This is a genomic window from Rothia sp. HMSC064D08 (assembly GCF_001809525.1).
Lineage (GTDB): Bacteria > Actinomycetota > Actinomycetes > Actinomycetales > Micrococcaceae > Rothia > Rothia dentocariosa.
Genome location: NZ_KV797900.1, coordinates 541,119 through 565,808 on the forward strand (window position 1 = coordinate 541,119; position 24,690 = coordinate 565,808).

Sequence of the window (24,690 nt, forward strand, 5' to 3'; positions counted from 1 at the left end):
ACCTTAGGCACAGACCCAGTACGCGAAGAAGACACCCGCGATACAGACCCGGTACGCGGTGAGACCTTGGGGGTTGATCCGGTACGATCGGACGCCTGCGATGGTGAATCTGCGCCCATCGGATTCTGTAAACGGACAGTATTCCAGGGGTTTACAACCTTCGGAGCTGCGTCTTTCTGCTCAGAAACCTTGGGGGTTGATCCGGTACGATCCGAGACCTTCGGCATAGATCCAGTACGGGCAGGAATCTTAGGAACGGTACCGGTTGCCGACGGCTGCCGTTTAGCAGAACCGTTCTTTGCCGCTTTCTGCGCAGGAAGAGCACCAGTCTGAGCATGCTGCGCCGAGCTCTTTGCTGCGACGGTATCGTTTTGTTCCTTAGCCTCAGAGCCAGCTTGAGCGGATGCGCTATCTTGCTGAGATTTCTCGTCCAGAACCGACAGGTCAAGTCCCTGAGCATCCATCGCGCGGATGGGTGAAGGAAGGTTCAACGGCACAGGAGCAACATTGATGCGGTTCTCATCGGCTTCACTCTGCGCATCAGCTGTATGACGGCTTTGCTGAGCTTTAGCGTTACTGGATTTTACTGTAGGCTGCGGTGCAGTTGCCGGGCGAGCCTGCGAGGAAACAGTTTGATCCTCGGTCTCAACGATCTCAGTATCTTCACCCTCGACAACAGGCTCATCGCGCACCATGTACTGGTGCATCTTCGGGGAAGTATCAGGAGAAATAATCGGGATTGACGAGGTGAACGTCAAATCGTCTGCCTCCACATGGAGGGAATCCTGAAGCAGGGAATCTTCCGGCTGTGGCTGAGGAGCAGGCGTCGGAGGCGCGGCAGGTGCAGCAGCTGGCGCAGGCTTATTAGCTTTAACCTCTTCCGGGCGAAGAGCACGCATAGTGCTGGTTAGCGGCTCAGGTTCATGCAGTTTCTCTTCATCATTCGCATTCAGCTTAATAGACCCCTGAGTAGCGAGTGCAGCAAAACGACGCTGTACTGCAAGAACGCGCGGATCTATATCGTGGGTATTTGCCAAAGACCCCATATTCTCAACAGGGTTAGGACGCTCGCCACGACCCATAGCGCGCAGATAGTTCGCCACGTCTTCGCGATAACGTGCTAGACGGCGCGGACCCATCACACGCGTGGGAGGCGGCACCTCAATGCCGTCCTCAGTCACGTATGTTTCGTAGAGGTACGCGTCTCCCTCGCTGTAGGGCTTCTCTTCTTTGCCCTTAGCTTCAGCCATGTAAAACCTCTTGTTCCATTACTTTGTCTTCACTAGTTGGTTGAATATCTGTTGAGTCTTTCTGGCGAGGCAGCCCGCCGCCGTAGTGCGTGGCAGCATCCTCAGGAGAATACAACCGATACTTATTGATGTACTGCACCACGCCATCAGGAACCAAATACCAGATAGGGGCACCCTTAGAGGCGCGTTGGCGAATATCGGTTGACGATATTGCCATCGCGGGAATTTCAAGTGTGGTAATCTGCCGTCCTTCGCCTAACGGAGGATCAAGCTCGTGTCCCGGACGGGTCACTCCCACAAAGTTAGCCAACTCCCACAGCTTATGAGCATTACGCCACGTCATGATCTGGCTAATCGCGTCTGCACCGGTGATGAAGAAAAGATCTGCATCGGGTCGCAGAGCACGTAGTTCATTAAGGGTATCAAAGGTATACGTTGCGCCGCCACGATCTATATCTATCCGGCTTACCGTAAATCGTGGATTAGATGCAGTCGCAATCACCGTCATAAGATAACGATGCTCGGGATCGCTCACGTGCCTCTCCCCCGTCTTTTGCCACGGCTGACCAGTCGGTACGAATACTACTTCGTCAAGATCAAACACCGCCGCAACCTCGCTGGCGGCTACTAAATGCCCGTGGTGAATAGGGTCAAAGGTGCCGCCCATAACTCCTAGACGTACACGCCCAGGAGTTCGCGACGGAATCGACTCAAGGCTGGGCCGCAGAGCTTGAAAAGTCACGATACTTTCCTTAGCGACTAGCGGTTATGCTTCTCGCTATAGCTACGCAGTGCCTGTGCTTCGTCACCCTCCATGAGCTCCGGTGTGTGATCGGGCCGTACAATACCGCGTCCGCTGTACGAGAGAGTAACAAGCAGCAGAACGGTAAATACGACGGCAGCAACGATGCCGTAAACATAGGTCGGGATGCCGTTAAGCATTCCCGCAGTGTGCTCAGCACCGTGAGCTGCTAGGACAACCGAGTTCATGTGTGTGCTTCCTTTCGATGGTTAAGCTACTCTCTATGCTACCGGTTAGGGGCGAAAATACGCGAAACGACGGGCCTATTTAATGCGTGATAGTTGAGACATCTTCCACGTCGTCAGGCCGCCTAATTCCCCGGCTTACCGGGCTATTGCTTGGCCTCAGGCATATTAATACCTTCAGCTTTACCTTTTTCCTTGAGCTTACGGCGATATTCCACCGATTCAGTCCACACACCCGCAACGCGCTCTTGCTCAAGCTCGGCGCGAGCCTCTGCTTTTGCATCCATGCGTTCCTTATATTCCTCACGTTTTTGGGCTCGGGTGGGGCGAATAATCTCTTCGAGGCGAGAGTCAGTACCACGAGGGGAAGACAGAAGTTCAGCGCCGCCTACCATAGTGGGTTCCCAGTCAAAGACCACGGAGTTATCATTTTCACCGATAACCACGGCATCTCCGGCACGGGCACCGGATTTAAAGAGTTCGTCCTCAACCCCCAGTTTTGCCAGGCGATCCGCCAGGTAACCAACAGCTTCATCATTATTGAAATCGGTCTGCTGAATCCAACGTTCCGGTTTCTCCCCAATAACCCGAAAGAGCGGCTCCAAATTACGTTCTTCACGGCGAATAATAAATTCTTGTTTTTTCTTGGAACGGAAGCCCTGGGGGCGAATAACTGGGGCTTCAATCGTAGAATTATCTTCTTGAGTAACACGCTTCTGACGGTCTTCTTCCACAAGGTTTGCCATTGCAAAGATGAGCGGTTTAAGCCCTTCATGGGACGCCGTCGAAATTTCAAAAACTTTGTACCCCATGTTCTCAAATTCAGGTCGCACGAAATCGGCAAGTTCACGCGCTTCAGGCACATCAATTTTATTGAGAACAATAATCTGGGGACGATCATTGAGCGGCACAGTTACCCCAGCAGTGGGGTCTACCGCATAGTTTTCAAGCTCACCACGAATAACTTCAAAGTCGCTGATGGGGTCACGCCCGGGTTCTAAAGTGGCACAGTCAATCACATGCACTAGTGCGGAGGAACGTTCAACGTGACGTAAGAAACGGTGGCCAAGCCCTTTACCCTCGGAAGCCCCCTCAATCAAACCAGGAACATCCGCAACGGTGTACCGAACATCACCTGCCTGCACAACACCCAAGTTTGGGATAAGAGTGGTAAAAGGATAGTCAGCGATTTTAGGCCGAGCCGCAGAGATAGCAGCAATCAGCGAAGATTTACCGGCTGATGGGTACCCAACAAGCGCAATATCTGCAATAGATTTGAGTTCTAGGACAATATCGGTTTCTTCCCCCGGAATACCGAGGAGTGCGAAGCCAGGTGCTTTACGTTTGGTGGATGCTAACGCAGCGTTTCCAAGACCGCCCTGGCCGCCTCGTGCAGCAGTATATTCGTCACCCACATGCAGCAGATCGGCAAGCACGTTGCCGTCACGATCTTTGACGACGGTTCCCTGAGGTACGGTAAGCACTAGGTCTTCGCCGTTGTAGCCGTGGTGCATATCGCCGCGGCCGATATCTCCATTGGGAGCGTGTTGGTGCGGGCTGTGATGATACTCCAATAGTGTGGTGGTTTGGTTATCAACACGCAAAATCACGTCCCCGCCGTTACCGCCGTTACCGCCGTTGGGGCCGCCGAGAGGCTTGAATTTTTCTCGACGTACAGAGACACATCCGTTGCCTCCGTGACCACCGGATATATGCAGGACCACGCGGTCCACGAATTCTGCCACGGGTGTTCTCCTTCTGGTAAATTCCTGGTTCGCACAAGCCTGAAATACACGAGATTGCTTGAGCTTGGCGAGGGGCGCATCCTCAAGTAGATGCGGAAAATCTTATGGTAAGAGGGGGTAGACTTTCGCCTACCCCCTCTTCCTAGCGTGAGCGAGTTTTACTCAGCTGCTGCCAGGATGTTAACGACCTTGCGGCCCTTGCGGGTACCGAATTCGACGGTGCCTGCTGCCAAAGCGAACAGAGTATCGTCGCCACCGCGACCAACATTCAGGCCGGGGTGGAAATGGGTGCCGCGCTGACGAACAAGGATCTCGCCTGCATTGACGGTCTGACCGCCGAAGCGCTTAACACCGAGGTACTGGGGGTTCGAGTCACGACCGTTGCGGGTGGAGCTTGCGCCCTTCTTATGTGCCATTCTGTTTTCCTACCTTAAGGTTTGTATCCGGTGGTTAAGATTACGCGTTGATTGCGGTAATCTTAACGGTGGTCAGCTCAGCGCGGAAGCCCTGACGCTTCTTGTAACCGGTCTTGTTCTTGTACTTCTGAATAACGATCTTCGGACCGCGCAGGTCTTCAATCTTTTCAGCAGTTACCTTGGCGGAAGCCAGGGACTTTGCGTCAGCGGTGATCTTGTCACCGTCAACGAGCAGCAGTACGGGCAGCTCGATGGTGCTACCGGGCTCACCTGCAACACGGTCAAGGGTAATTTTGTCTCCGACAGAGACTTTTTCCTGGCGGCCGCCAGCGCGTACAATCGCGTATGCCACTTTGGGACTCACTTTTCTCGACATCTTGCTTCTTCGTATCTCACACGTGCAGACAGCCTGCGCTTTCATTGCTGTGCGCTCCACAGGTATCTTATCTCTCTTGGTGAGTAATAAGGAGTGGATGCGACCCGCGCTCCTTGTGGGATTGCCCAGTTGGATGCGCGCTCGGTCTGCCGGTGGTGTCTTCCGGAAGTCCTCACTATGGGGAAAACCAGAAGCGGTATCTCCCGCTGACCCTGCGTCGATAGGGCTTCACTGAGATAAATACCAATCGTTAAGGATACTGTATGCGCGGGGTCATGCGCAATTATATCCCTAAACTATAAAATAACGTTGGCAATACAGCCTCTAGTCCTGCATTGCCAACGTTATATTCATCATCTGCGACAAGGAATCATATACGGTTAGTCTTCCTTACCGACCCGCTTAATATCTGCAGCAGAAACACCGATGCCGAAGAGAGTCGGACCCTCAGATTCGACGGGTGCTTTCGCATCTGCCACAGAAGCCGAAGCCACGACCGAACCGTGAGCCGACTCGGTGGCGTCCACCGTCACGACCTTCGACTGCGCGCCCGCCGACGAAGCGGCTCGACGGGAGCGACGTTTACGCGGTGCAGATGAAGCAGCTGGCACAGCTATCTTCTGCTGAGAACCATCTTTATCATTCTGAGTCTCAACCGAGTTAGAGGCAGACCCGCCGGGGGTAATCACACCGGACACACGCGGCGCACCGCCAATAACACCGCTTACACGGGGGGTCGAAGCTGACTCTTCCGCACGTTGCTCCTGCCCTCGACCTGAACGCTCCTTCTCAGAGGAACGGCGCGAACGGCGGCGCTTACGCGGGCTCTCGTGCACATCTTCAACCTGCAGATTCTCACGCTCGGCGCGAGGTGACTTCTGCTCTGCAGAAGACTCGGCGTCCTGGTTTGATTTAAACCCACCGCTCTCGCTGCGGGTAATGCGGCCAGCCTTCTGGGAGGCACGAGCCTTCGCTTCTCCAGCACGAATAGCCTCCGAACGGGAAGACTCACGGGTAAACCGAGCATCATGTTCTGGATTCAAATCACGATCGAATGCCCCAGCAAGCTGTTCCAGTGTGAAGTCACCCTGCTCACCAATCCAATCGGTCTCGGTTACCTCAGCAACCTTGTCCTCGCGGGATGAGACTTCGCGGTGTGCCTTCGCCCCCGCTTTGATGCCTTGAATCTCCTGCTCCAGCGAAAGCTCGGCAGTTTCGGTACGACGAGAGCGCTTACGACGTTTACGCTTCTTACGGTTTGCTTGGTCCTCAGCTTCAAGCTCATCAGCCGAGTGCGAGGCTGCAGCAATAGAGGCCATAGCGTTGCGGCGCTCTGCCTTCTTCTCGTCCTTCTCTGAGTCCACGCCCTCAGCAGCATCACGGGTATTATTGCGCGAAGCCGCTCGTGAACGCTTACGTTCGGTGCGCTCTTGACGGTGAATGAAATCGGAGGCACCGCCGGAACGTCCGCTTAACGGCTGATCGTGCACCAACAAACCACGGCCACCGCATGAGTCACATTGCTCAGAGAAGACCTCAAGAAGACCTGTTCCCAAACGTTTACGGGTCATCTGCACAAGGCCCAGTGAGGTTACTTCAGCAACCTGGTGCTTAGTGCGGTCACGCCCCAGGCACTCGATCAGACGACGCAGCACAAGATCACGGTTTGATTCAAGCACCATATCAATAAAATCGATAACAATAATGCCGCCAATATCACGCAGACGCAGCTGACGCACGATCTCCTCTGCCGCCTCCAAGTTATTCTTAGTGACGGTCTCTTCAAGGTTACCGCCGCTACCGGTAAATTTACCGGTGTTAACATCTACCACGGTCATAGCTTCGGTACGGTCGATCACCAAGGAACCCCCCGAAGGAAGATATACCTTGCGGTCTAGTGCCTTCGCCAGCTGCTCATTAATGCGGTAATGGTCGAAAAGATCATCTTCGTCCTCCCACTTCTGCAGGCGTGAGAGCAGATCAGGGGCAACATAGGTCACGTAGGCCTCAATAGAGTCCCATGCGCTCTGGCCCTGCACGATCATAGAGGTGAAATCCTCGTTGAAGACATCGCGCACGGTCTTAATCATCAGGTCAGGTTCCTGATAGAGCATTTCGGGGGCAAGCACCTTGCGGGAATTCGCTTTTTCCTGAATCTCTTCCCACTGCGCGCGCAAGCGATTAATATCGTGGGTCAGCTCTTCTTCGGATGCGCCTTCCGCTGCAGTACGCACAATCACGCCTGCGCCATCGGGCAGCTTATCCTTCAAAATCTTTTTGAGACGCGCACGCTCAGTATCGGGGAGCTTACGTGAAATACCGGTCATTGAGCCACCGGGCACATACACCAGGAAGCGCCCGGGAAGCGAAACCTGACTCGTCAAACGCGCGCCCTTATGACCGATTGGGTCTTTGGTCACCTGCACCAGCACGGAATCGCCCGGTTTAAGTGCATTCTCGATCTTGCGGGGTGCACCGTCAAGACCGGTAACATCCCAGTTCACTTCACCCGCATAGAGAACAGCGTTACGACCACGCCCAATATCGACGAATGCTGCCTCCATGGACGGAAGAACATTCTGCACTTTGCCAAGGTAGACGTTCCCAATCAAGGAATCCTGCTGGGTTTTAGAGACAAAGTGCTCTGCCAGCACGCCGTCTTCGAGAACTCCAATCTGAATGCGCCCCTCTTTTTGGCGCACAAGCATCTGACGATCTACTGACTCGCGACGCGCCAAAAACTCTGCCTCGGTCACGATGTGACGACGGCGACCCAGCGACCGGGACTCGCGGCGGCGCGCACGTTTAGCTTCAAGACGGGTAGAACCACGCACGCCAGTCACGGTGTCAGAAGCATGAGAATCTGCAAGGCGAGGAGTGCGGACCTTGGTAACGGTCTCGACCTCATCATCGGCGTTACCTTCAATTTCTATATCTTCGGTTCCACGACGGCGACGGCGACGGCGGTGACTCGTCACCTCAGCTTCAGCTGCTGCCTCTTCACGACGGCGCTCCATACGGTCGCGGCGCTCTTGTTCCAAACGCTCGGCACGCAAACGCTCACGCTCCACAGCAACCGCAGAAGCAAGCTCAGAAAGCTCAGTGGGTTCGGGCGAATAGAATAGAGGCATAGCGCCCGGGCGCACCGATTCGCGCAACTGCGCAATCTTCTCATTCTGTACGTCACGCAAAGTTTTTGCTGGCTCCACCGCTTCCTCTTCGTCTGACTTTTCATCTTCGAATGTGCTGGCAGTGCTCTCTTCGTCTGTCGGCTCAGAAGTCTCAGCTTCATCCTCTTCAGCGTCGTAGGTCGCTTGAGGCTCAGAGTCTTCATCGTTCTCTGCCACTAATTCCTCTGACTGGATGGTATGAGGTTCTTCAGCTTCTTCGGTGTTTTCTTCCGAAGATATAATGGCTGTCTTATCTTCTTGAGCAGCTTCTTCAGTCTGGGCTTCTTCACGGCTATCAGAGACAGGCTCTGCTACCTCAGCCTGTTCGGCAAGTTCGGACACCTCAGTGTCCACTTCGGGAGAGGCAAGGTTTTCGGCAGAAGAATCGCGGGTTTCAGTTTTCTGAGATTTGGGTTGAGGCATAGTTTCATCAGCTGATGCTGCAGACTCGGCGGCTTGGGTAAAAAGAGTATCAAGAGTGTTCGCTACTTCTTCGGCAGAGGCCGCAGCCACAGTCTTCCTTGGTGCAGGGGCATGCTTAGCCTTCTGATTGCGTAAATCCGTTAACCCAGCCGCAACAGCGTCTTCGGGCGTGGGTTCAGCAACTTTCTTAGCGCGCGATGAGTTTTTACGACGCGGTGCTGCTGATACTGCAGATTCACTATCCTTTAGGGAATCTGCCTGTTTTTCAACCCGGGTATTATTTTTTTCCTGATGAGTTCTCATCGTCTCGCCGGAGACATCCTGTTTATCAGCGAGAGAGATCATGTCAGCAAGAACATCCATATTCATGCTAGATTGATGGGCGTTCTTTTCGTCAGCCATTCTTTTCTTTCTTCTTCCTTCAAGAATTTTACGCCGCATCGTAAAACTCTCTGCATCAACGCGTTAGCGTGTCATAAGCCTAATTACCAAGAAATACGTGGCTCAAGCCTGCTCTTTGTGTCTGCCTTCGTTTGCTTCCGGGCGTACAAGACGGCGAGCACGAAGTCGGCTTACTCCGCAAATACGGCGGATGCGTTTCTTCATGATGTTCTCGGCCAGTATGTTTAACCGAGATGTCACTAAGATGCCAATGCCTGGGGTCATCATCCGCTAACGTCTTATCTGAACTTTTGCTATGACGGATGCGCGTGCACGTTCTCTCGATCAATATACTGGGTATCTTTTATGCGTGCGGGGCATAAAAACGTACCGCTCATCATTATACCGTGTGCAATCCAGAACACCCTATACATGCATAAAAAGCGCAACGTTGGTGTGACCAACATTGCGCTTATCACGAGAGTAAAAACCTAGCCGAGACCTAGTTCAGCATCACGTTTTTCGCGTGCTTTCTGCGCCAGTTTTGGGTTACTAGGCAGATACTCTGGCCCGGAACCTGTGGCAAAGGGAATACCGAGGATGAAAGCGAAAGGAGCTGCGATCAGTAAAATAACCCACACCATCGAGAACTTTCCTGCGGTCAGAAAGAGTAGCGCCGCCAAAAAAATTACTGCTGACGCCAGCATCAATGTTGTGCCAAAGCCTTTCACGGATTCTCCTCGGTGATTGAACAATAACGCTACGATTATACGCCTCTTCTTAAAAATTTCGATGGCGTAGCTTGGCAGAAGCACACATGTCGGTGCCTCTTTCCCCTATGATATTGAACAACCGCCACAGAATGAACGCAAACAAGATAGAGGAAAATTATGACCGAAAAGACCCTAATTCTGGTAAAGCCTGACGGTGTTGAACGCGGGCTTATTGGCGAGATTTTGAGCCGCTTTGAGACTAAGGGTTACGTGATTGAAGGACTGAAAATGCTTCAGCCCACCGAAGAACTTCTCGCCCAGCACTATGCTGAGCACGCAGGCAAGCCTTTCTATCGTTCTCTCGTAGATTTCATGGTTTCTGGTCCCGTGGTCGCCGCTGTTCTCAGCGGAGATCGTGTAATCGAGGGTGTACGTACAATGCTGGGAACCTCAGACCCGACAACGGCAGCACCGGGAACAATTCGTGGAGATTACGGACGTGATTGGGGTGAGGGTGTGCAAAAGAACCTGGTGCATGCCTCAGACTCCCCCGAATCTGCAGCTCGTGAGATTGCTCTTTGGTTGTCTTAGAGTTGAACCATATAACAGTGAGGGTGGGTCTTTCCATAATCTTCTAGAAGACCCACCCTCACTGTGTTTACATAAAAATTAGCGCATCATATTCATGATCACGTCAAAGAAGCGGATCACAATAATCCCAAAGATGAGAATGAGCACCAAGGTGATAGTAAACCAGCTCCACGTACCGATACTCTCACGAATGTTCTCAGGGGCAGGAATAACGTTATGAGAAATATTGCGTACCGTCACTTTTACAAACATAGTAATCGTCATAACCCATACGATCATGCAGAAAAGACATAGTGCGTTAATGTGGAAGGTAGTCTCAAACCAGAGCCAGAAGACAAACGCTGTCGCGAGCGCTAAGCCGATGTTGGTGGCTACCCAGAACCATTTTTTGAAGGTAGCTCCTGCAAGCATGGCGGCGGCTATCGTCATAACGATGGAGAACCCTATGAGTCCGATGAAGGGGTTGGGGAATCCAAAGGCTTCAGCTTGCGGGGTACGCATCACGGTGCCGCAGTTAAGAAGGGCGTTGATGTCGCAGACCGAGGTATGCCCCGCATCCACGAAAATCTGAAGACGCTCAAAAACAAGGGTTGCCGATGAAGCCAGGGCTATAGCTCCCGTCATAAAGAGCCAGATCGCTAAGGAACGCTCCGACCCTTCAGCCGTATCTCGCTCACGAGAGGAAACCTGGGAGTCTATAACATCTTCAGATAGTAGATCGTCGGTTTCCGATGTTTGCTCAACGGCACCCATGTGCTGCTCCTTTACATATACCTGTTTATCGGTGATAAGTGACGCATCATACCGCAGCCGCAGTATGATGCGTTAAACCCTTTGTAGCTATCCTAACGTGTTCGGCGCCTAGGGTTAAGTTTCTCGTCATAAAGACAGGGATTTTTATACCTATATCTTGGTGTTGCCCGCGATCATAGCGTAATCGCCTGTATCGTTGCTTACTCACTCTCATGTAAGTTTTCACGCTCCCATTCTTCTTGTTCGGCGGCGCGTATTTCGTTTTCGGCGTCGATGCGGGTACCGGCGTGTAGCGCATACCACCAGCAGGCAACAAACGGGATTGTTACTACGAGCGAGAAGGGTAACGCAATGACTGAGGCAAGAAGCATGGTGCCTTGAAGCATCCAACCAGCAGAGTATCCCCACGGTTTTGCCAGCTTAGCGGGTAGGAATATACACGCACCGGCAAGAACCAAACCTGCAACCCAGATTATAATTTTTACAGTGCTCGGATCGTTGAAATGTAGTCCGAAAACGGCTAGTGTGCCGAAGAAAATCGTGAATGCTTCGAGTACCAAAATGGTGGAAGCAAACATGACTTTCGTAGAACGTGGTTTCTTAACCGTCCCGGGCTTCCATTCCCGTTGAGCGCGTGTCATAAACTGCTTTTTTGCCATATGGTCTTAGCTTTCCTCAGGATTATCGGTGCCGTCTGCCAGAGGCAGCCCCAATGAGTCTTCTAACGGGATTTCACGAGGTTCCTCCCCCGCCAGCTCAGCCATAATCTCGCCGAATAGTTCATCGGAATCGGTTTCTGCAGCCTCAGCGAGTTCTTCAGGCTCGGCGTTATGCTGTGCAGTGGATTCTTGGGCGGGTTGTGCCAGCAGGGTACGCGCCTCCCCAATGACCGTGACCGATCCTGTTACCAACACACCAGCAGATTCCTGCTCAAAGAGGGCGTTTTCCATAGCGGTGGCAAGCGCCTCATCCAAGTGGTCACATACCGTAATAATGTTTTCGTCGAACCCGGCGTCGAGGGCGATCTCTTGAAGTTCTTCCGGGGCAATGGCTCGGGAAGAATCTGAGGCAGAAAGATACAACCGGAAGGTAGCATCGGTTGAGTCTACGTATTCTTCACGAAGCACTTCAAAAATACCGAGAGCGTCTTTTTCGCCTAGAATACCGACGACTGCATGCACATGGGACAGTTCAAATGCCTCTTTAAAAGCCGTAGATGCGGCGCGCACCCCATGCGGGTTATGAGCGGCATCAAGCACCACCAAAGGCTCGCTACGAATCATCTCAAGTCGCCCTGGCGAACGTACCTGAGCAAATCCGGCGAGTACTACATCTCGCGCAAGGGCACGATCCCCACCGAAAAATGCCTCGACTGCGGCAAGAGCTAATGATGCGTTCTGCCCCTGGTGCTCACCGTGTAGGGGGAGCTCAATATCAGGGTATTCTCCTGCTAAACCTCGGAGAGTCAAAAGCTGCCCACCGACCGCGCGGTCACGCTCAACCACACCAAATTCAACACCTTCGAAGGCGTACTTGGCGTTTTGCTTACGAGCAGTATCAAGAAGTATGGTCGCTACTTCAGGGTCTTGCGCCGCAGAAATAAGGTATCCGTCGGGTTTAATAATCCCGGCTTTTTCCGTTGCAATCTCAGCCTGGGTATCCCCCAGCACATCGGTATGATCAAGGCCAACGGGTGCCACGACGGAGACAATACCGTCGGCTACATTCGTAGAATCCCACGAACCACCGATCCCGACTTCTAGAATCACCACGTCCACGGGTTCATCGGCAAAAATAGCGAAAGCAAGCACAGTGATGGACTCAAAGAACGTAAGTTTTGGTTCTCCGCGTGCAGCAAATTCTTCGTCCACAAGAGTGAGGTATGGCAAAATTTCATCCCAAACGCGCACGAACGTGGCATCAGGCACCGGTTCACCGTTAATGCTGATGCGTTCAGTAACGCTTTCGAGATGCGGGCTCGTAAAACGCCCGGTGCGCAGATCATGAGCCAACAAAAGCGATTCAATCATGCGGGCGGTACTGGTTTTACCGTTAGTTCCAGTGATGTGGATGACCGGGGCGGCGCGGTGCACATCCCCGAGGATTTCAACGGCCCGGCGAACCGCATCCAGCCGGGGAGCCATCTTATTTTCGGGGGCACGTGCCAGCAATTCACCGTAGACGCGTTCAACCCCTTCGGGGTCTGGGATTGCCGGGTAGCTCATCTCGCTCATAGTGTTCTTTCTTTGGATGGTATTAAGCTGTGCGGCACAGCGTCTTTACCAGGATTCTGCCTTATGTACAGATATATATTTGGGTGTATAGCCACCCCAGCACGGTACATACCGCAGTGTGTTATATGTGCTGGGGCGGCTTAGAGGCTATATTGCCCCTATTCTATGCTGCCTTTGCGACCGTAATGGTCAGGCTCTCGCCCTCCGTGAGGTCCAGGGAAACCGCTAGGGTCTCGCCAGTGACCAGTTCCTCGTGGGTGCGCAGAGCCTCCAAGGTCTCCTGCGGCGCACTAACTGTTAGGTTGATGCGGTCAGAGACATTCAGTCCGGCATCTTTACGGGCCTGCTGAATAGCGCGAATAGTATCGCGGGCAATACCTTCTGCTACAAGTTCATCGGTTAATTCGATGTTCAGCACTAGGAAACCGCCGGGTAGCACGGCTGCCGCTTCACGCTCGGTACCGTCGTCCGAGGAAGCTACTACGGTTGCCAGCTCATATTCGCCGTCAACTAGTGCAAGTCCGCCGTCGATGGTGTTGAAAGCAACGGTCACAGTACCGTCTTCGGCGATTGTCCAATCGCCAGATTTCGATGCCTTAATGGCTGTCTGAACCTGTTTACCAAGGCGGGGACCTGCGGCACGGGCATTCACCTTCAGCTGTTGCGAGATACCGTAGTCGGCAGGGTTAGTGTCTTGTGCATTCACGAGGATAACCTCACGCAGGTTCAGCTCGTCCTTCACAATCTTGGCGAAGTAATCGGCGCCCTTAGCACCGAATGCGGTTTCCAGCTGTGCGAACTGCTCGTTGGCAATGGCCGCCGTGAGCGATTGCAGAGGCTGACGCACACGGATCTTCTTCTCTTTACGCAGAGAAGACCCTACAGAGCATACCGCCCGTACGGTTTCCATGAGCGAAAGCAGCTCAGATTCATCAGCAAAGTCTTCAGCGATAGGCCAGTCGGCAAGATGTACCGAACGCTCGCCGGTCAGGCCACGATAGATTTCTTCGGTCGTGAGCGGCAGAAGTGATGCCGCTACCTTTGATACCGTCACCAAAGCAGTGTACAGGGTATCGAAGGCATCGGGGTCTTCGTCAAAGAAGCGTTCACGTGAACGGCGCACATACCAGTTGGTAAGAGCATCAGCATAAAGACGCAGATGCTCGCAGGCACTCCAGATATCGTAAGAGTCCATGTCCGCGGTAACCTGCTGTATTAGCTCCCGGGTTTTGCCCAAGATAAAGCGGTCCATCACATGCTGCGAATCGTACTTCACCTGTGCCGTATATCCCGCGCCTTTGTTGGCAGCATTCGCATAGAGAGCGAAGAAGTAATAGACGTTCCAGAGCGGAAGCATCACCTGTCGTACCCCTTCACGAATCCCCTGCTCGGTCACAATCAGGTTGCCGCCGCGCAGAATCGGCGATGACATGAGGAACCAGCGCATAGCGTCCGAACCGTCGCGGTCAAGAACTTCAGAGACATCCGGGTAGTTGCGCAGCGACTTTGACATTTTCTGCCCGTCAGAACCAAGCACGATGCCGTGGCTGACAACATTCTTGAAGGCAGGACGGTCAAATAGTGCGGTCGCTAAAATATGCAGGGTGTAGAACCAGCCGCGGGTCTGACCAATATACTCAACGATGAAATCCGCCGGATAGTGGTTCTCGAACCAGTCCTTATTCTCGAAGGGATAGTGAACCTGCGCATACGGCATCGACCCGGAGTCAAACCATACGTCCAGCACGTCTTCGACGCGACGCATCGTAGATTTACCCGTTGGATCATCAGGGTTTGGACGCGTCAGCTCATCAATATAGGGACGGTGTAGATCTGGCTTCCCCTCCTTGTTCAGCGGCAGGCGACCGAAGTCAGCCTTGAGTTCTTCGAGCGATCCGTAAACATCAACACGGGGATAATTTGGATCGTCCGAAACCCAAACGGGAATAGGAGAACCCCAGAAACGGTTGCGCGAAATTGACCAGTCGCGAGCGTTCTCAACCCACTTACCAAACTGCCCGTACTTGACATTTTCGGGAATCCAGTTGATCTGCTCGTTCAGCTCAGACATGCGGTCTTTGAACTCGGTCACCTTCACATACCAAGAGGTAATGGCGCGGTAAATAAGAGGATTACGACAGCGCCAACAGTGTGGGTAGGAGTGCACATAGGATTTCTCCACGATGAGCGCCCCATCTGCCTTAAGAGCATTAATAATGGTGCGGTTTGCCTCGAAAACCTGAACTCCGGCGATACCCGCAAGCGCAGTAGACCCTGAGGGGCTAGGCTGTCCGAACAGGGGAAGGAATTTGGCGCCTTCATCTACCGAAAGCACCACGGGAATATCGTAGGATTCACAAACTTTCTGGTCGTCTTCACCATAGGCGGGTGCCTGATGAACGATACCGGTACCATCGGTGGTACTTACGTAATCGGCAACGAGAATCTGCCATGAGGTTCCTGTGCCCCATTTCTCGGCATCGGCGAAGTAATCCCACAGTGGAGTGTAACGCACACCTTCTAGTTGGGAGCCGGTGTAGCGCGCTGTGATGGCGGCTGCCGCATCCTCGGCGGGGCTCTCCCCTGCATACCCGAGGTCTTTCGCATAGGTTCCCAGCAGATCAGCGGCAATCAGGAAGCGCCGCCCGCTAAACTCCCTGGCACCGGGAACTACGACGTATTCAATGTCGGGTCCGACGGCGAGCGCCTGGTTGGTGGGTAAGGTCCAGGGGGTGGTGGTCCAGGCAAGCGCCTCAACGCCTGCCAGTTCAGCGACAATATTTTTATTGGTAGCGAGCGAGTCGTCTGCGGTGAGGGTGAAAGCTACTGTGACGGTCTGATCTTGGCGATCCTGATAGACGTCATCATCCATGCGTAGCTCGTGGTTCGATAACGGGGTTTCGTCTTTCCAGCAGTACGGCAGAACACGGAACCCTTGGTACGTGAGTCCTTGATCGTAGAGACGCTTGAACGCCCAGATCACGGATTCCATGTACTCAACGTTGAGGGTCTTATAGTCGTTCTCGAAGTCCACCCAACGCGCCTGCCTGGTAACGTATTGTTCCCATTCGTTGGTGTATTTGAGCACGGAGGCGCGTGCGGCATCGTTGAAATTATCGATGCCCATCTCTAGGATTTCTTGTTTATCGGTCATGCCGAGCTGTTTCATAGCTTCAAGCTCGGCAGGCAGACCATGAGTATCCCAGCCGAAGCGGCGTTCTACTTTATGCCCGCGCTGAGTTTGGTAACGTGCTACAAGGTCTTTCGCGTAACCAGTGAGCAGGTGCCCGTAGTGCGGCAGACCATTTGCAAATGGAGGGCCATCGTAGAAGACGAATTCGTTATCGCCGTGGGGCCCGGCTTCGCGGTTATCGATAGATGCTTGGAAGGTTCCGTCTTTCTTCCAATAGTCGAGTACAGCTTCTTCGAGCTTGGGAAATTTAGGTGATGCGCTTACACCGTAGCCTGAGGTTTCAAACGCGCTCACCTTGGGGTAGATATTTTCTGACATGCAGTGCGCCCTATTTCTGTTCAGATTCCCGCCATTAGGTACGTGAACCGCACCCTTTGCCGAGGATGGACAAACGGGTGCAAGGACGCCTTCATCGTGCGCCCCTCATGGAGCGTATATGCTGGCGCGGTACCACCTTGCTTACTGATACAGACAAACGCACCGACCTCCCCCGGGGCTATGAACTGTTCATCAGGAACGTCCTTACGCCCCCGGAGAGCGGCGCGTTGAGCGAGTATCAGTCGCTTATTAACAGCTGTATCGGGCTTAACCGTCCGGGTCTACTAAGACTGCATCTGTTCCGCTAAGGCGCCCCTCGCCGCAGCGAAAAGGTGGGGTCCCGCAGGTGCGGTCTGTTCTTCCGAATTGCTCGCCGGTGATCGCCGGGTCTTTGCAAACATCTACATTCTATGGGGTTTGCAGCTACGGGTGCAAGCTACAAAAAACCCAATTTTTACCCGCCTTCAGACTCTCTGTGACGCATCTCGGGCGTGTCGTAAATGCATGTTTTTACAGATATACTCAATGTTTTCATACACTTTCAGTTGAATATTAACCCTCGACACTAGATATTGGGGTCATTCTTGCCAGCATCCACTAAATATGCATTTTTACGTGCTCTGTCAACGAAAAAATTTTCGTTTATCTAGCGTTTATACAGCACATGGGACATCCTGTTTCTCTGAAGAACACGCCCAGAATGCTGTGGGAAAGTTCACGGGTCTCCCCACATCGACTTCCTTCCTCAATGATGCACTTCTGACCTTCCGCACCAGTTCGGCACCCCCTCTGAAATAAGGGGTTATTGAGTCTGAAAAACATAGATTTTTTAACAGAAGTCCCTAGCCCCTGAAGGCTCTGCTCGGGTAAGTGTAGCTCGCGTTCTTCATGTGCACGGCAAACAGAGTCGTCTCGGTTGCTAATTCGGGAAGCCCCAGAATCTCGGAATTCTCCATAGAAAGCAATCCGTTATGTTCTATTAGCAATATAACTTTTGGGGTTATGAAACAGAAAACATCTTTGCACAATATTTACACTTCCCTCTAGATAGGAAGAGGTGACGGATTTTAGACTGGATTACATGAAGAAAACCCGTACGCGATCCGCCGGAACACCGCTGTTTATTGGAGCCGCTATCGCAGGTTTATTGCACGCTGCACCCAGCTTTTACTGGATGTGCGGTGGGATGTGGCTGTTAGATACCGTGGGGCCGATGGCTGTCAAACTACAGCAAGAGGGTAACGTTCCGGTGCGGTTTTTACTGGCTGCCGTGTTTATCGCCAAAGTTACGGGCGCACTTGTGCCGCTTATAGACCATCTACGACCACCTGCGCACGCATGGGTTCGCATTGTTTCTTGGGTTGGCGTTTTAGTGCTTATAGGCTGGGGCGGCCGTGGAACTTTTGCGGGGTGGCAGCGTGTAGTAACTGGTCAAGCTTCCCTAAGCAACCCGCTCATAGCCGGGCATACCTACCTATGGAGTCCCCTTTTCCTCATTTGGGGACTGCTGCTGTGTGGGGCGTTATTCGTCTCGCGCGCGCGCCGCCAGAAAGTGCCGTCAACAGGCTAAAGACCACTTGGCATATGACGTTAAGAGATGTTAAAGGCATCTGCCACATCGCTACTACATATAACGTTTTGGGTAGAAATGGAGGATTAAATTCCCTCGGCAGAAAGCTTCTTAATGTATCCGGTTAGTTCAAGGAATGTACAGTCGAGGATTTTTACATAATTATTATCTTCTGGCTCCCCGAAAGTATTTGGGGAGCCAGAAAAATTTTTGAAAATTACTTTAGAAAGTTCTGTGGATAAAACCGTAAGAGTAATGTAGCTAGGTAGCGGAGGAAGAGCTGTTGCCGCTTTCAACAAGCTGAGGATATTTTTGCTTCAGATAGGTATTGGTGACGTACGTCCACGACCCACCATCGTAGATAGTCACCATGTAGATATTATCTGCTGTATCCGCTGGCTGGTCTGCCACTTCTTCCTTACTAAGGTGGGCTTTATAGGCTTCAAATTTTTCACCATAATTCCAAGCAACAGCCACGATATCGGATTCGAACACTACCGTAGGCCTTTTATCACGAATCCAGCACTTGAGGTCGTACCCTTCCATCCAGCCACCGCCGTTATAAATATCGCGATACAAGTCAAATTGTGGTCGAAGATTCGGATCATCTTCATGGCTAAGTTTCTTCGCATATTCAGAATTTCCGGTAAGAACCGCATAAAGGAATGATGCCTCATAAGCGGCAAGAGCCTTATATGAGCCTTCCAGGGTCTTCTGGCGTATGGCATTCTCGTCAATATCAGGTTCGGGAACGTTCTTTGCAGGCTCGGTGTTGGTTGCGGGAGTATAACCGCCTTTATCTTTAGTCGGAAGTTTTATGTCTCCCACATATTTATTCCAGTCAGCAACGAACTTTGCGTACTCTTCCGGTGAGGTCGAGTCGCTAGGTGAACTTGTTGACGAAGCGCTAGAGCTTGAAGAGGATGAGCTGTTGCTCGGCGAGTTTTGAACACTCTTGACGGAGGGGGCGCATCCGGCGAGGGCTGCAATCCCAAAAGCCCCAAAACCAATAAGAGTAGCGCGACGTGAAGGAGTAGAGGTGAAAGTGGTGTATGGCGAATTCATTGGTTTTCTCTTTTCAGTATGCGTATGTTTTTGAGTGATTACTCTGCACCGTAACAACCGCGTCTGAAAAGACCCTGAACTTTCGTACCCACAACCTGAGAGTAGCCTAAAAGTTACAGAACAAAATTCTAAGAATTAGACCTGTAGGTAAATATCGCCGTCTCGCACTTCTAGAGGGTACACACCGATCGTATAGTCAGCGCCTGAGACACACTCACCCGTAGTGAGATCGTATACCTCTTTATAAAGAGGCGAGGCGATAGTTGAGTGCCCGTCTTTCTCTCCAACAATGCCGCGAGCAATCACAAGAGACTGACTATTAGGGTCACGATGATCGCATGCATAGTACCCATACTTAGTCTTAAAAATTGCATACTGCTGTCCGTCAACGAGGGCAACTTCGCCCCAATTTTCTTCGAGTTCGCTTTCGGGACAGATGCGAACCCAGGAAGATGCTACGGCGGCATTTTCAGTCATACGGCTCTACCTTTCGACAGGTGCTATCTATGCAACCGGTCACAGTCAAGAGCTACATATCAAATCAGCATAGACAGAAGGCGGCATACGAAAGCACAAGTATTTCTTGTGTGTTCTGCTTGGAGTCTACCCTATAAAAACCACAGATAAAAATATGACATACCTAAGCTACTAAAGGTCTGAAAAACCCTTAAAAACACAGCGCTTTAGGGAGTTTAGGCTTACCTAAAACAACAATCCTTAGGGTCAAAAACACCCATTAATCCCTAGATATTTCAAGGAATTTCCTTAAAATTTTTCTCAAAAATACCGATTTTGGCACTTTCGTCGTATAGCCTCTGTGTAAGATAAACACAGCGACTTTTTACAAGCAAGAATCTGCGTATAAAACAACATAATCCCACACTCTTGTTGTTCTGGCTCAAGGTTTGTTCCCGGCTTTCCTGCATTGCCGGTTTCTAGAGGCAGGTCATTCTTTGCTGAAGTCGGTATACACACAACTAGGAAGGACAAATATGTCTCAGAACGGCCCTGGGAACACCGCCCGTAATATTCTGGTCGTCGGTGCAGGACCCGCAGCATGGCGTTTTGTACGCGCTTATCATGAAGGTGCCCAAGACGCTGGACGCGCCTCTGACACCATTACCGTTCTCAATGATGAACCGTATATTCCGTACGACCGCGTTGCTATCGAACAGCTTTTTAAAGATACCGACAAAGACCTTACCCTTGGCGACCCAACGCTCTGGGACGAGTCCACGATCAACCTGGTTAACAATACCCGTGGCGAATCACTCAACCGTGACTCGCGCGTTGTTAAAGGTTCAGACGGCGTAGACTACCCCTACGATGTGCTTGTATTCGCTACCGGTTCAAGTGCGGTGCGCATTCCGATTCCTAACGCAGATTGCGCCCATGTATTCCGCACCGCAGACGATGTTAAAAACATGGTCTCCGAAGTTGAACGGTTGCAGACTAAACTTGGGCGCGCACCGCGCGGTATTGTTGTCGGCGGAGGCCTTCTCGGACTGGAAGCCGCAGAAGGTCTCAAAGACCTTGGTGCCGAACCCACCATCCTCGATGTTGCCCCATGGCTTCTCTCCGTGGAGGTCGATCAGGGCGGCGGTTACGCGGTTAACGCCCAGATCAAAGCAACCGGGATCGACATCGAAACCGGTGCGTTCATATCCGCTATCAACAAAGATGCCTCAGGCGAGGTTATTTCGGTCTCCGTAGCAGATTCCACCTCGGACGAAGCCGTTATTCACCAGATTGATGCAGACCTCGTGGTCTTCGCTGCAGGTATTCGCCCCAACGATGAGCTGGCACGCGCCGCTGGACTAGAGACTGGCGAACGCGGTGGTATTCTCGTCAATAATGCATGCCACACAAGCGACGAGCATATCTGGGCTATCGGCGAAGTAGCCTGCGTACTTGGACGAACTTGGGGTCTGGTTGCCCCCGCCAACGCGATGGCGGATGCGGTCGCCAAGAATCTGCTCAACGGCAACGAAGATGCTCAGGTCGAAGAATTCGATATCGCCACGAAACTCAAATTCTCAGGCGTACAGGTTGCAGGCTTCGGTGACCGCCGCGGCGCCACGGAAGGCTGCCTCGAAATTCTCTTCGCAGACCCCGCGCGCGGCATGTACCAGAAGATCGTGACCAGCGGCGACGCCAAGACTCTCCTCGGCGGCGTTTTCGTGGGAGACACCGCTCCTTTCGATTCCCTCAAGCCGCTGCTGGGACGAGAACTCCCGGCAGAGCCCAATGTGTATCTCACGGCGGCAGGTGGCGGCGACGGTATTCCCGATACGGAGCTGCCCGACGATGCCATTCTCTGCTCGTGCAACAACATTAGCTTCGGCGAAGTCCGTCAGGCAGTGGTTGACGGCAACCACGACGTACCCGCTCTAAAGGCATGCACCACGGCTGGCACCCAGTGCGGCTCCTGTGTGCCCATGCTACAGAAAACCCTCGAACAGCAGATGAAGAAGATGGGTATGACCGTCTCCAAGGCGCTGTGCGAGCACTTCGACTTCTCCCGCGCAGAGCTTGCGGAAGCGGTACGCCTGACCAACCTCGACGACTTCGATTCGGTCATTGCACGCTTTGGGCACGGCGGCGACGGCTGTGCTATCTGCAAACCAACGGTCGCATCCATTCTTTCATCTTTCCGCAACTCCTACGTGCTCGATGCCGGTCGCGGCGGCCTACAGGAAACCAACGATCGTGCTCTGGCAAACATGCAGAAGAATGGTACCTATTCGGTTGTGCCGCGCATTCCCGCAGGCGAAATTCCCGCTAAGAAACTAGCCGTCATCGCTGCCGTTGCGGATGAGTTCAACCTCTACGTCAAGATCACCGGTGCGCAACGTATCGGTATGTTTGGCGCCCGACTGGAGCAGCTGCCCTACATTTGGGAACGCCTTGTCGATGCCGGATTCGAGTCCGGTCAGGCATACGGCAAGTCGCTGCGTAACGTTAAATCCTGCCTCGGCTCAACCTGGTGCCGCTACGGTGTTCAAGACTCGGTGGGTATGGCCGTCGAGCTGGAGAATCGCTACCGTGGTCTGCGTTCACCCCACAAGTTCAAGTTTGGTGTCTCCGGCTGTAACCGTGAATGTGCTGAAGCACAGGGCAAAGACGTGGGCCTGATCGCCACCACCAACGGCTGGAACCTATACCTTGGTGGTAACGGCGGCGCGAACCCCGCGCATGGGCGCTTGTTCGTCAAGGATGCCTCCAGCGAAGAAGTTGTTCGTTACATCGACCGCTACCTCATGTACTACATCCGCACAGCGGATAAGCTACAACGCACTGCCCGATGGCTTGAAGACCTTGACGAAGAGCACGGTGATGGTTTGGCTCATCTGCAATCCGTACTCATCGAAGATTCTTTGGGAGTCTGCGAGGACCTGGAACGAGATATGCAGCGCCACGTGGATTCTTACCAGGACGAATGGGCTGCCACCCTCAAAGACGAACGCCGTCTGCGCCGCTTCCGCGCCTTCATCAACGAGCCCGATGGCAGCGATGAAGCAGCGCACCTGTTTGTTCTTGAACGTGAGCAGATTCGCCCAGCAACGCCCGAGGAAATTGCTGCCGCAGAGAAGGGTGAAGGCAATACCGTGCTGGTGACGGGAGCGAAAATCCCAGTCGGCCCACCCAGCGCGCATAATCCTGTTCCAGCGAACGCATAAGGACCCGCCCATGTCACCTAAAATTCCGCCGTTTCCACCGCGTGAATTTGCGACGATAGATGAGGTTCTAGCCAATATTCCGGCGGGTGTTGCTCAAGACGCGCCCTTAGTTCCAAGCTCCCGGGTAGATGTACCCGGTAAGGTGTACATCGCCGGGGGCGGTCCCGGTGCTCTCGATTTGCTGACTCTACGTGCCGTTCGAGCGCTCGGTGAAGCCGATGTCGTGCTGCTAGATCATTTAGCTCCACAAGAGCTTGCCGAATACGCTCCAAACGCCCTGATCATTGACGTAGGCAAAGTACCCGGTAAGCATGCGGTGCCGCAGTCACGCATCCAGCAACTCATGATTGACTATGCACTCGCAGGCAAAACCGTGGTGCGGCTCAAAGGCGGCGATCCATATGTATACGGTCGCGGTGCTGAGGAGCTAGATGCTTGTTTTGCAGCCGGACTGGATGCTGAGGTTATTCCGGGCATTACTAGCGCTATTGCGGTGCCCGCCCAAGCTTCTATCCCCGTGACTCTGCGTAAAGTATCGTCGATCTTTACTGTAGTTTCGGGCCATTCGGGGCTTGATGAAACCGATATACAAGCTGTTGTTTCAACGCTGCGCGCTCATGGTACCGTGGTGCTTTTGATGGGCGTGCGTACTCTGCCGGATACTATCGAGCAGATAATGTTGCGCGGTGTTGAAAGCGATATGCCGTTGGCCACTATTGAGAAGGGGTTCACGGACCAAGAGCGCGTTATCGTCACGACCTTGCAGCAAGCTCTTCAAGACTGCCGAGACGTTAAATCACCTGCTATTACAGTCATTGGTGAGGTCGTCTATTATGCACGCGACGATCGGCATCAGTTCATCAGTCATGTACATGAACGGCTGCGTGAGCAATCCACGTCTTGAGTTCTCTGCCGCTCAGAAACTTGCTCCATAGCGGATTGATTATCCGCTAATTCTGGCGCATACAACGTGGCTTCCGTCTTCGTTTTCCTAGTTGTCGAAGGCGGAAGCCATTTTATATGCTTTACCGTATTTGAGTATTATTCGGTAGCGGCGACCAACGCCTCGTCAAGACGAGATAGAGCGCACTGAGCAATAATACGTGCGGAGGCAATATCGTGAGAGGATACCAACGGTGCAGCCACTATAGTTGAAGCGCTAACCGCCTCGATATCACGTCTCATCTTTTTGGCAAAAAATCCATCTGCAAGCAGGTACGGGGACGCGAACCTTGGTTGCTCTTGACGAGCTATATCAATTATTGTCGGCTCAATTGCTGCGATAAAAGCGTTTCTGGTAGGTGTGTGAAGAACTTCTGCGAGCAAATCGGCGGCACGCTGCATATCTGCTCGCCCATCTTGGCGGGATGAGCCCGCAGCCCCTTGAACAATCGGTGGTGCGGCAGAACCGGTAGCTATTTTTTCATGCCATCCAACTTCCTCAAGCCGAGTTCGCTGAAGATGGGCAAGCCGCGCATCCGGCCCCAGAGAGGCAGCAATATGAATATCTTTAACTCCGCTGGTACGTGCAGCACGCCTTAGATCAACCTGGGTGTGAAATCCTGTGGACAGTAGAACCGGCACAATAGCACAAGGCTCGCCATCCGGTAAGGCTTGAGCGGCTTCATCTACACTCGGTGTCTGCACGTCTACATAAGCTTCGTGAACTTTATATTCTCGCCCATCAGATGTGCTTCGTTCATGAAGTAGCTTTTGAAGCTCAGCGCGCACGAGGGCAATCGCTTGGCGCCCTTCTGAAGAGTCAGTACCGTGAGAGGTCGCAAGAATATTGAGAACAGACATAGCTCAAGTGTACGCGTCTGAA

Annotated in this window: 19 protein-coding genes; 4 read left to right on the forward strand and 15 right to left on the reverse strand. The window is 52.8% G+C overall.

Features of this window, described 5'->3' with window-relative positions; genetic code table 11:
* The 8 genes from HMPREF2625_RS11120 to HMPREF2625_RS09130 form a co-directional block, all read right to left on the reverse strand.
* Positions 1-1,250, reverse strand: a 1,250-nt coding sequence (locus tag HMPREF2625_RS11120) for a hypothetical protein (RefSeq protein WP_246826767.1), incomplete at its 3' end; no start/stop codon positions are given.
* Entirely contained in the window at positions 1,243-1,992 is a 750-nt protein-coding gene (gene nadD, locus HMPREF2625_RS09100; RefSeq protein ID WP_037230975.1) for a nicotinate-nucleotide adenylyltransferase, read from the reverse strand. The genes HMPREF2625_RS11120 and nadD, both read right to left, overlap by 8 nt.
* A gap of 17 nt (positions 1,993-2,009) precedes the next feature.
* The gene (locus tag HMPREF2625_RS09105; protein WP_004004816.1) at positions 2,010-2,240 is read right to left on the reverse strand and encodes a hypothetical protein; all 231 of its coding nucleotides are present in this window, start codon (positions 2,238-2,240) and stop codon (positions 2,010-2,012) included.
* 143 nt (positions 2,241-2,383) lie between these two features.
* Positions 2,384-3,982 (reverse strand): GTPase ObgE, encoded by a 1,599-nt coding sequence (gene obgE, locus HMPREF2625_RS09110; RefSeq protein ID WP_070524069.1) that lies wholly within the window; start codon positions 3,980-3,982, stop codon positions 2,384-2,386.
* Between the two features lie 158 nt (positions 3,983-4,140).
* Entirely contained in the window at positions 4,141-4,398 is a 258-nt protein-coding gene (rpmA, locus tag HMPREF2625_RS09115; protein WP_004004819.1) for a 50S ribosomal protein L27, read from the reverse strand.
* A 40-nt stretch (positions 4,399-4,438) separates the two neighbouring features.
* A complete protein-coding gene (gene rplU, locus HMPREF2625_RS09120; RefSeq protein ID WP_006887214.1) occupies positions 4,439-4,750 on the reverse strand; it encodes a 50S ribosomal protein L21 in 312 nt (103 codons plus the stop codon).
* Between the two features lie 404 nt (positions 4,751-5,154).
* Positions 5,155-8,769, reverse strand: a complete 3,615-nt coding sequence (locus tag HMPREF2625_RS09125; protein WP_070524071.1) for an Rne/Rng family ribonuclease — start codon at positions 8,767-8,769, stop codon at positions 5,155-5,157.
* A 470-nt stretch (positions 8,770-9,239) separates the two neighbouring features.
* Positions 9,240-9,479 carry a nucleoside-diphosphate sugar epimerase gene (locus tag HMPREF2625_RS09130; protein ID WP_238382412.1) on the reverse strand — a complete coding sequence of 80 codons (240 nt, stop codon included), beginning with the start codon at positions 9,477-9,479 and terminating at the stop codon, positions 9,240-9,242.
* Between the two features lie 159 nt (positions 9,480-9,638).
* Between HMPREF2625_RS09130 and ndk the strand changes: the two genes are divergently transcribed.
* Complete coding sequence (ndk, locus tag HMPREF2625_RS09135; protein ID WP_048755287.1) at positions 9,639-10,052, forward strand: nucleoside-diphosphate kinase; 414 nt, start codon at positions 9,639-9,641, stop codon at positions 10,050-10,052.
* A 78-nt stretch (positions 10,053-10,130) separates the two neighbouring features.
* On the opposite strand, the gene HMPREF2625_RS09140 is transcribed toward ndk, so the two are convergent.
* The 4 genes from HMPREF2625_RS09140 to ileS all read right to left on the reverse strand — a co-directional run bounded on the left by HMPREF2625_RS09140 (position 10,131) and on the right by ileS (position 16,550).
* Entirely contained in the window at positions 10,131-10,805 is a 675-nt protein-coding gene (locus HMPREF2625_RS09140; protein ID WP_070524073.1) for a vitamin K epoxide reductase family protein, read from the reverse strand.
* 200 nt (positions 10,806-11,005) lie between these two features.
* The gene (locus HMPREF2625_RS09145; protein WP_246826768.1) at positions 11,006-11,446 is read right to left on the reverse strand and encodes a DUF4233 domain-containing protein; all 441 of its coding nucleotides are present in this window, start codon (positions 11,444-11,446) and stop codon (positions 11,006-11,008) included.
* A 24-nt stretch (positions 11,447-11,470) separates the two neighbouring features.
* On the reverse strand, positions 11,471-13,039 hold the full coding sequence (locus tag HMPREF2625_RS09150) for a bifunctional folylpolyglutamate synthase/dihydrofolate synthase (protein WP_070524078.1): 1,569 nt from the start codon (positions 13,037-13,039) through the stop codon (positions 11,471-11,473).
* Positions 13,040-13,202: 163 nt separating this feature from the next.
* Entirely contained in the window at positions 13,203-16,550 is a 3,348-nt protein-coding gene (ileS, locus tag HMPREF2625_RS09155) for an isoleucine--tRNA ligase (protein WP_070524080.1), read from the reverse strand.
* Positions 16,551-17,607: 1,057 nt separating this feature from the next.
* On the opposite strand from ileS, the gene HMPREF2625_RS09160 reads away from it, so the two are divergent.
* A complete protein-coding gene (locus tag HMPREF2625_RS09160; protein ID WP_246826769.1) occupies positions 17,608-18,120 on the forward strand; it encodes a DUF3995 domain-containing protein in 513 nt (170 codons plus the stop codon).
* Positions 18,121-18,381: 261 nt separating this feature from the next.
* On the opposite strand, the gene HMPREF2625_RS09165 is transcribed toward HMPREF2625_RS09160, so the two are convergent.
* Positions 18,382-19,185, reverse strand: a complete 804-nt coding sequence (locus HMPREF2625_RS09165) for a DUF6318 family protein (protein WP_141745430.1) — start codon at positions 19,183-19,185, stop codon at positions 18,382-18,384.
* 135 nt (positions 19,186-19,320) lie between these two features.
* Positions 19,321-19,662 carry a nitrite reductase small subunit NirD gene (gene nirD, locus HMPREF2625_RS09170; protein ID WP_070524084.1) on the reverse strand — a complete coding sequence of 114 codons (342 nt, stop codon included), beginning with the start codon at positions 19,660-19,662 and terminating at the stop codon, positions 19,321-19,323.
* A gap of 515 nt (positions 19,663-20,177) precedes the next feature.
* On the opposite strand from nirD, the gene nirB reads away from it, so the two are divergent.
* Together nirB and cobA are read left to right on the forward strand one after the other, a co-directional pair.
* Positions 20,178-22,865 carry a nitrite reductase large subunit NirB gene (gene nirB, locus HMPREF2625_RS09175; RefSeq protein WP_070524086.1) on the forward strand — a complete coding sequence of 896 codons (2,688 nt, stop codon included), beginning with the start codon at positions 20,178-20,180 and terminating at the stop codon, positions 22,863-22,865.
* A 10-nt stretch (positions 22,866-22,875) separates the two neighbouring features.
* Positions 22,876-23,769 carry a uroporphyrinogen-III C-methyltransferase gene (gene cobA, locus HMPREF2625_RS09180; protein ID WP_070524088.1) on the forward strand — a complete coding sequence of 298 codons (894 nt, stop codon included), beginning with the start codon at positions 22,876-22,878 and terminating at the stop codon, positions 23,767-23,769.
* Positions 23,770-23,906: 137 nt separating this feature from the next.
* Here cobA and HMPREF2625_RS09185 read toward each other — a convergent pair whose 3' ends face one another.
* A complete protein-coding gene (locus HMPREF2625_RS09185; RefSeq protein WP_070524090.1) occupies positions 23,907-24,668 on the reverse strand; it encodes a sirohydrochlorin chelatase in 762 nt (253 codons plus the stop codon).
* Between the last annotated feature and the right edge of the window lie 22 nt (positions 24,669-24,690).

Coding starts and splice junctions, on each gene's coding strand:
- HMPREF2625_RS09105 (WP_004004816.1), bottom strand. CDS start 2,240: ATGAACTCGGTTGTCCTAGCAGCTCACGGTGCTGAGCACACTGCGGGA.
- rpmA (WP_004004819.1), bottom strand. CDS start 4,398: ATGGCACATAAGAAGGGCGCAAGCTCCACCCGCAACGGTCGTGACTCG.
- HMPREF2625_RS09125 (WP_070524071.1), bottom strand. CDS start 8,769: ATGGCTGACGAAAAGAACGCCCATCAATCTAGCATGAATATGGATGTT.
- ndk (WP_048755287.1), top strand. CDS start 9,639: ATGACCGAAAAGACCCTAATTCTGGTAAAGCCTGACGGTGTTGAACGC.
- HMPREF2625_RS09140 (WP_070524073.1), bottom strand. CDS start 10,805: ATGGGTGCCGTTGAGCAAACATCGGAAACCGACGATCTACTATCTGAA.
- HMPREF2625_RS09145 (WP_246826768.1), bottom strand. CDS start 11,446: ATGACACGCGCTCAACGGGAATGGAAGCCCGGGACGGTTAAGAAACCA.
- HMPREF2625_RS09150 (WP_070524078.1), bottom strand. CDS start 13,039: ATGAGCGAGATGAGCTACCCGGCAATCCCAGACCCCGAAGGGGTTGAA.
- ileS (WP_070524080.1), bottom strand. CDS start 16,550: ATGTCAGAAAATATCTACCCCAAGGTGAGCGCGTTTGAAACCTCAGGC.
- HMPREF2625_RS09165 (WP_141745430.1), bottom strand. CDS start 19,185: ATGAATTCGCCATACACCACTTTCACCTCTACTCCTTCACGTCGCGCT.
- nirD (WP_070524084.1), bottom strand. CDS start 19,662: ATGACTGAAAATGCCGCCGTAGCATCTTCCTGGGTTCGCATCTGTCCC.
- nirB (WP_070524086.1), top strand. CDS start 20,178: ATGTCTCAGAACGGCCCTGGGAACACCGCCCGTAATATTCTGGTCGTC.
- cobA (WP_070524088.1), top strand. CDS start 22,876: ATGTCACCTAAAATTCCGCCGTTTCCACCGCGTGAATTTGCGACGATA.
- HMPREF2625_RS09185 (WP_070524090.1), bottom strand. CDS start 24,668: ATGTCTGTTCTCAATATTCTTGCGACCTCTCACGGTACTGACTCTTCA.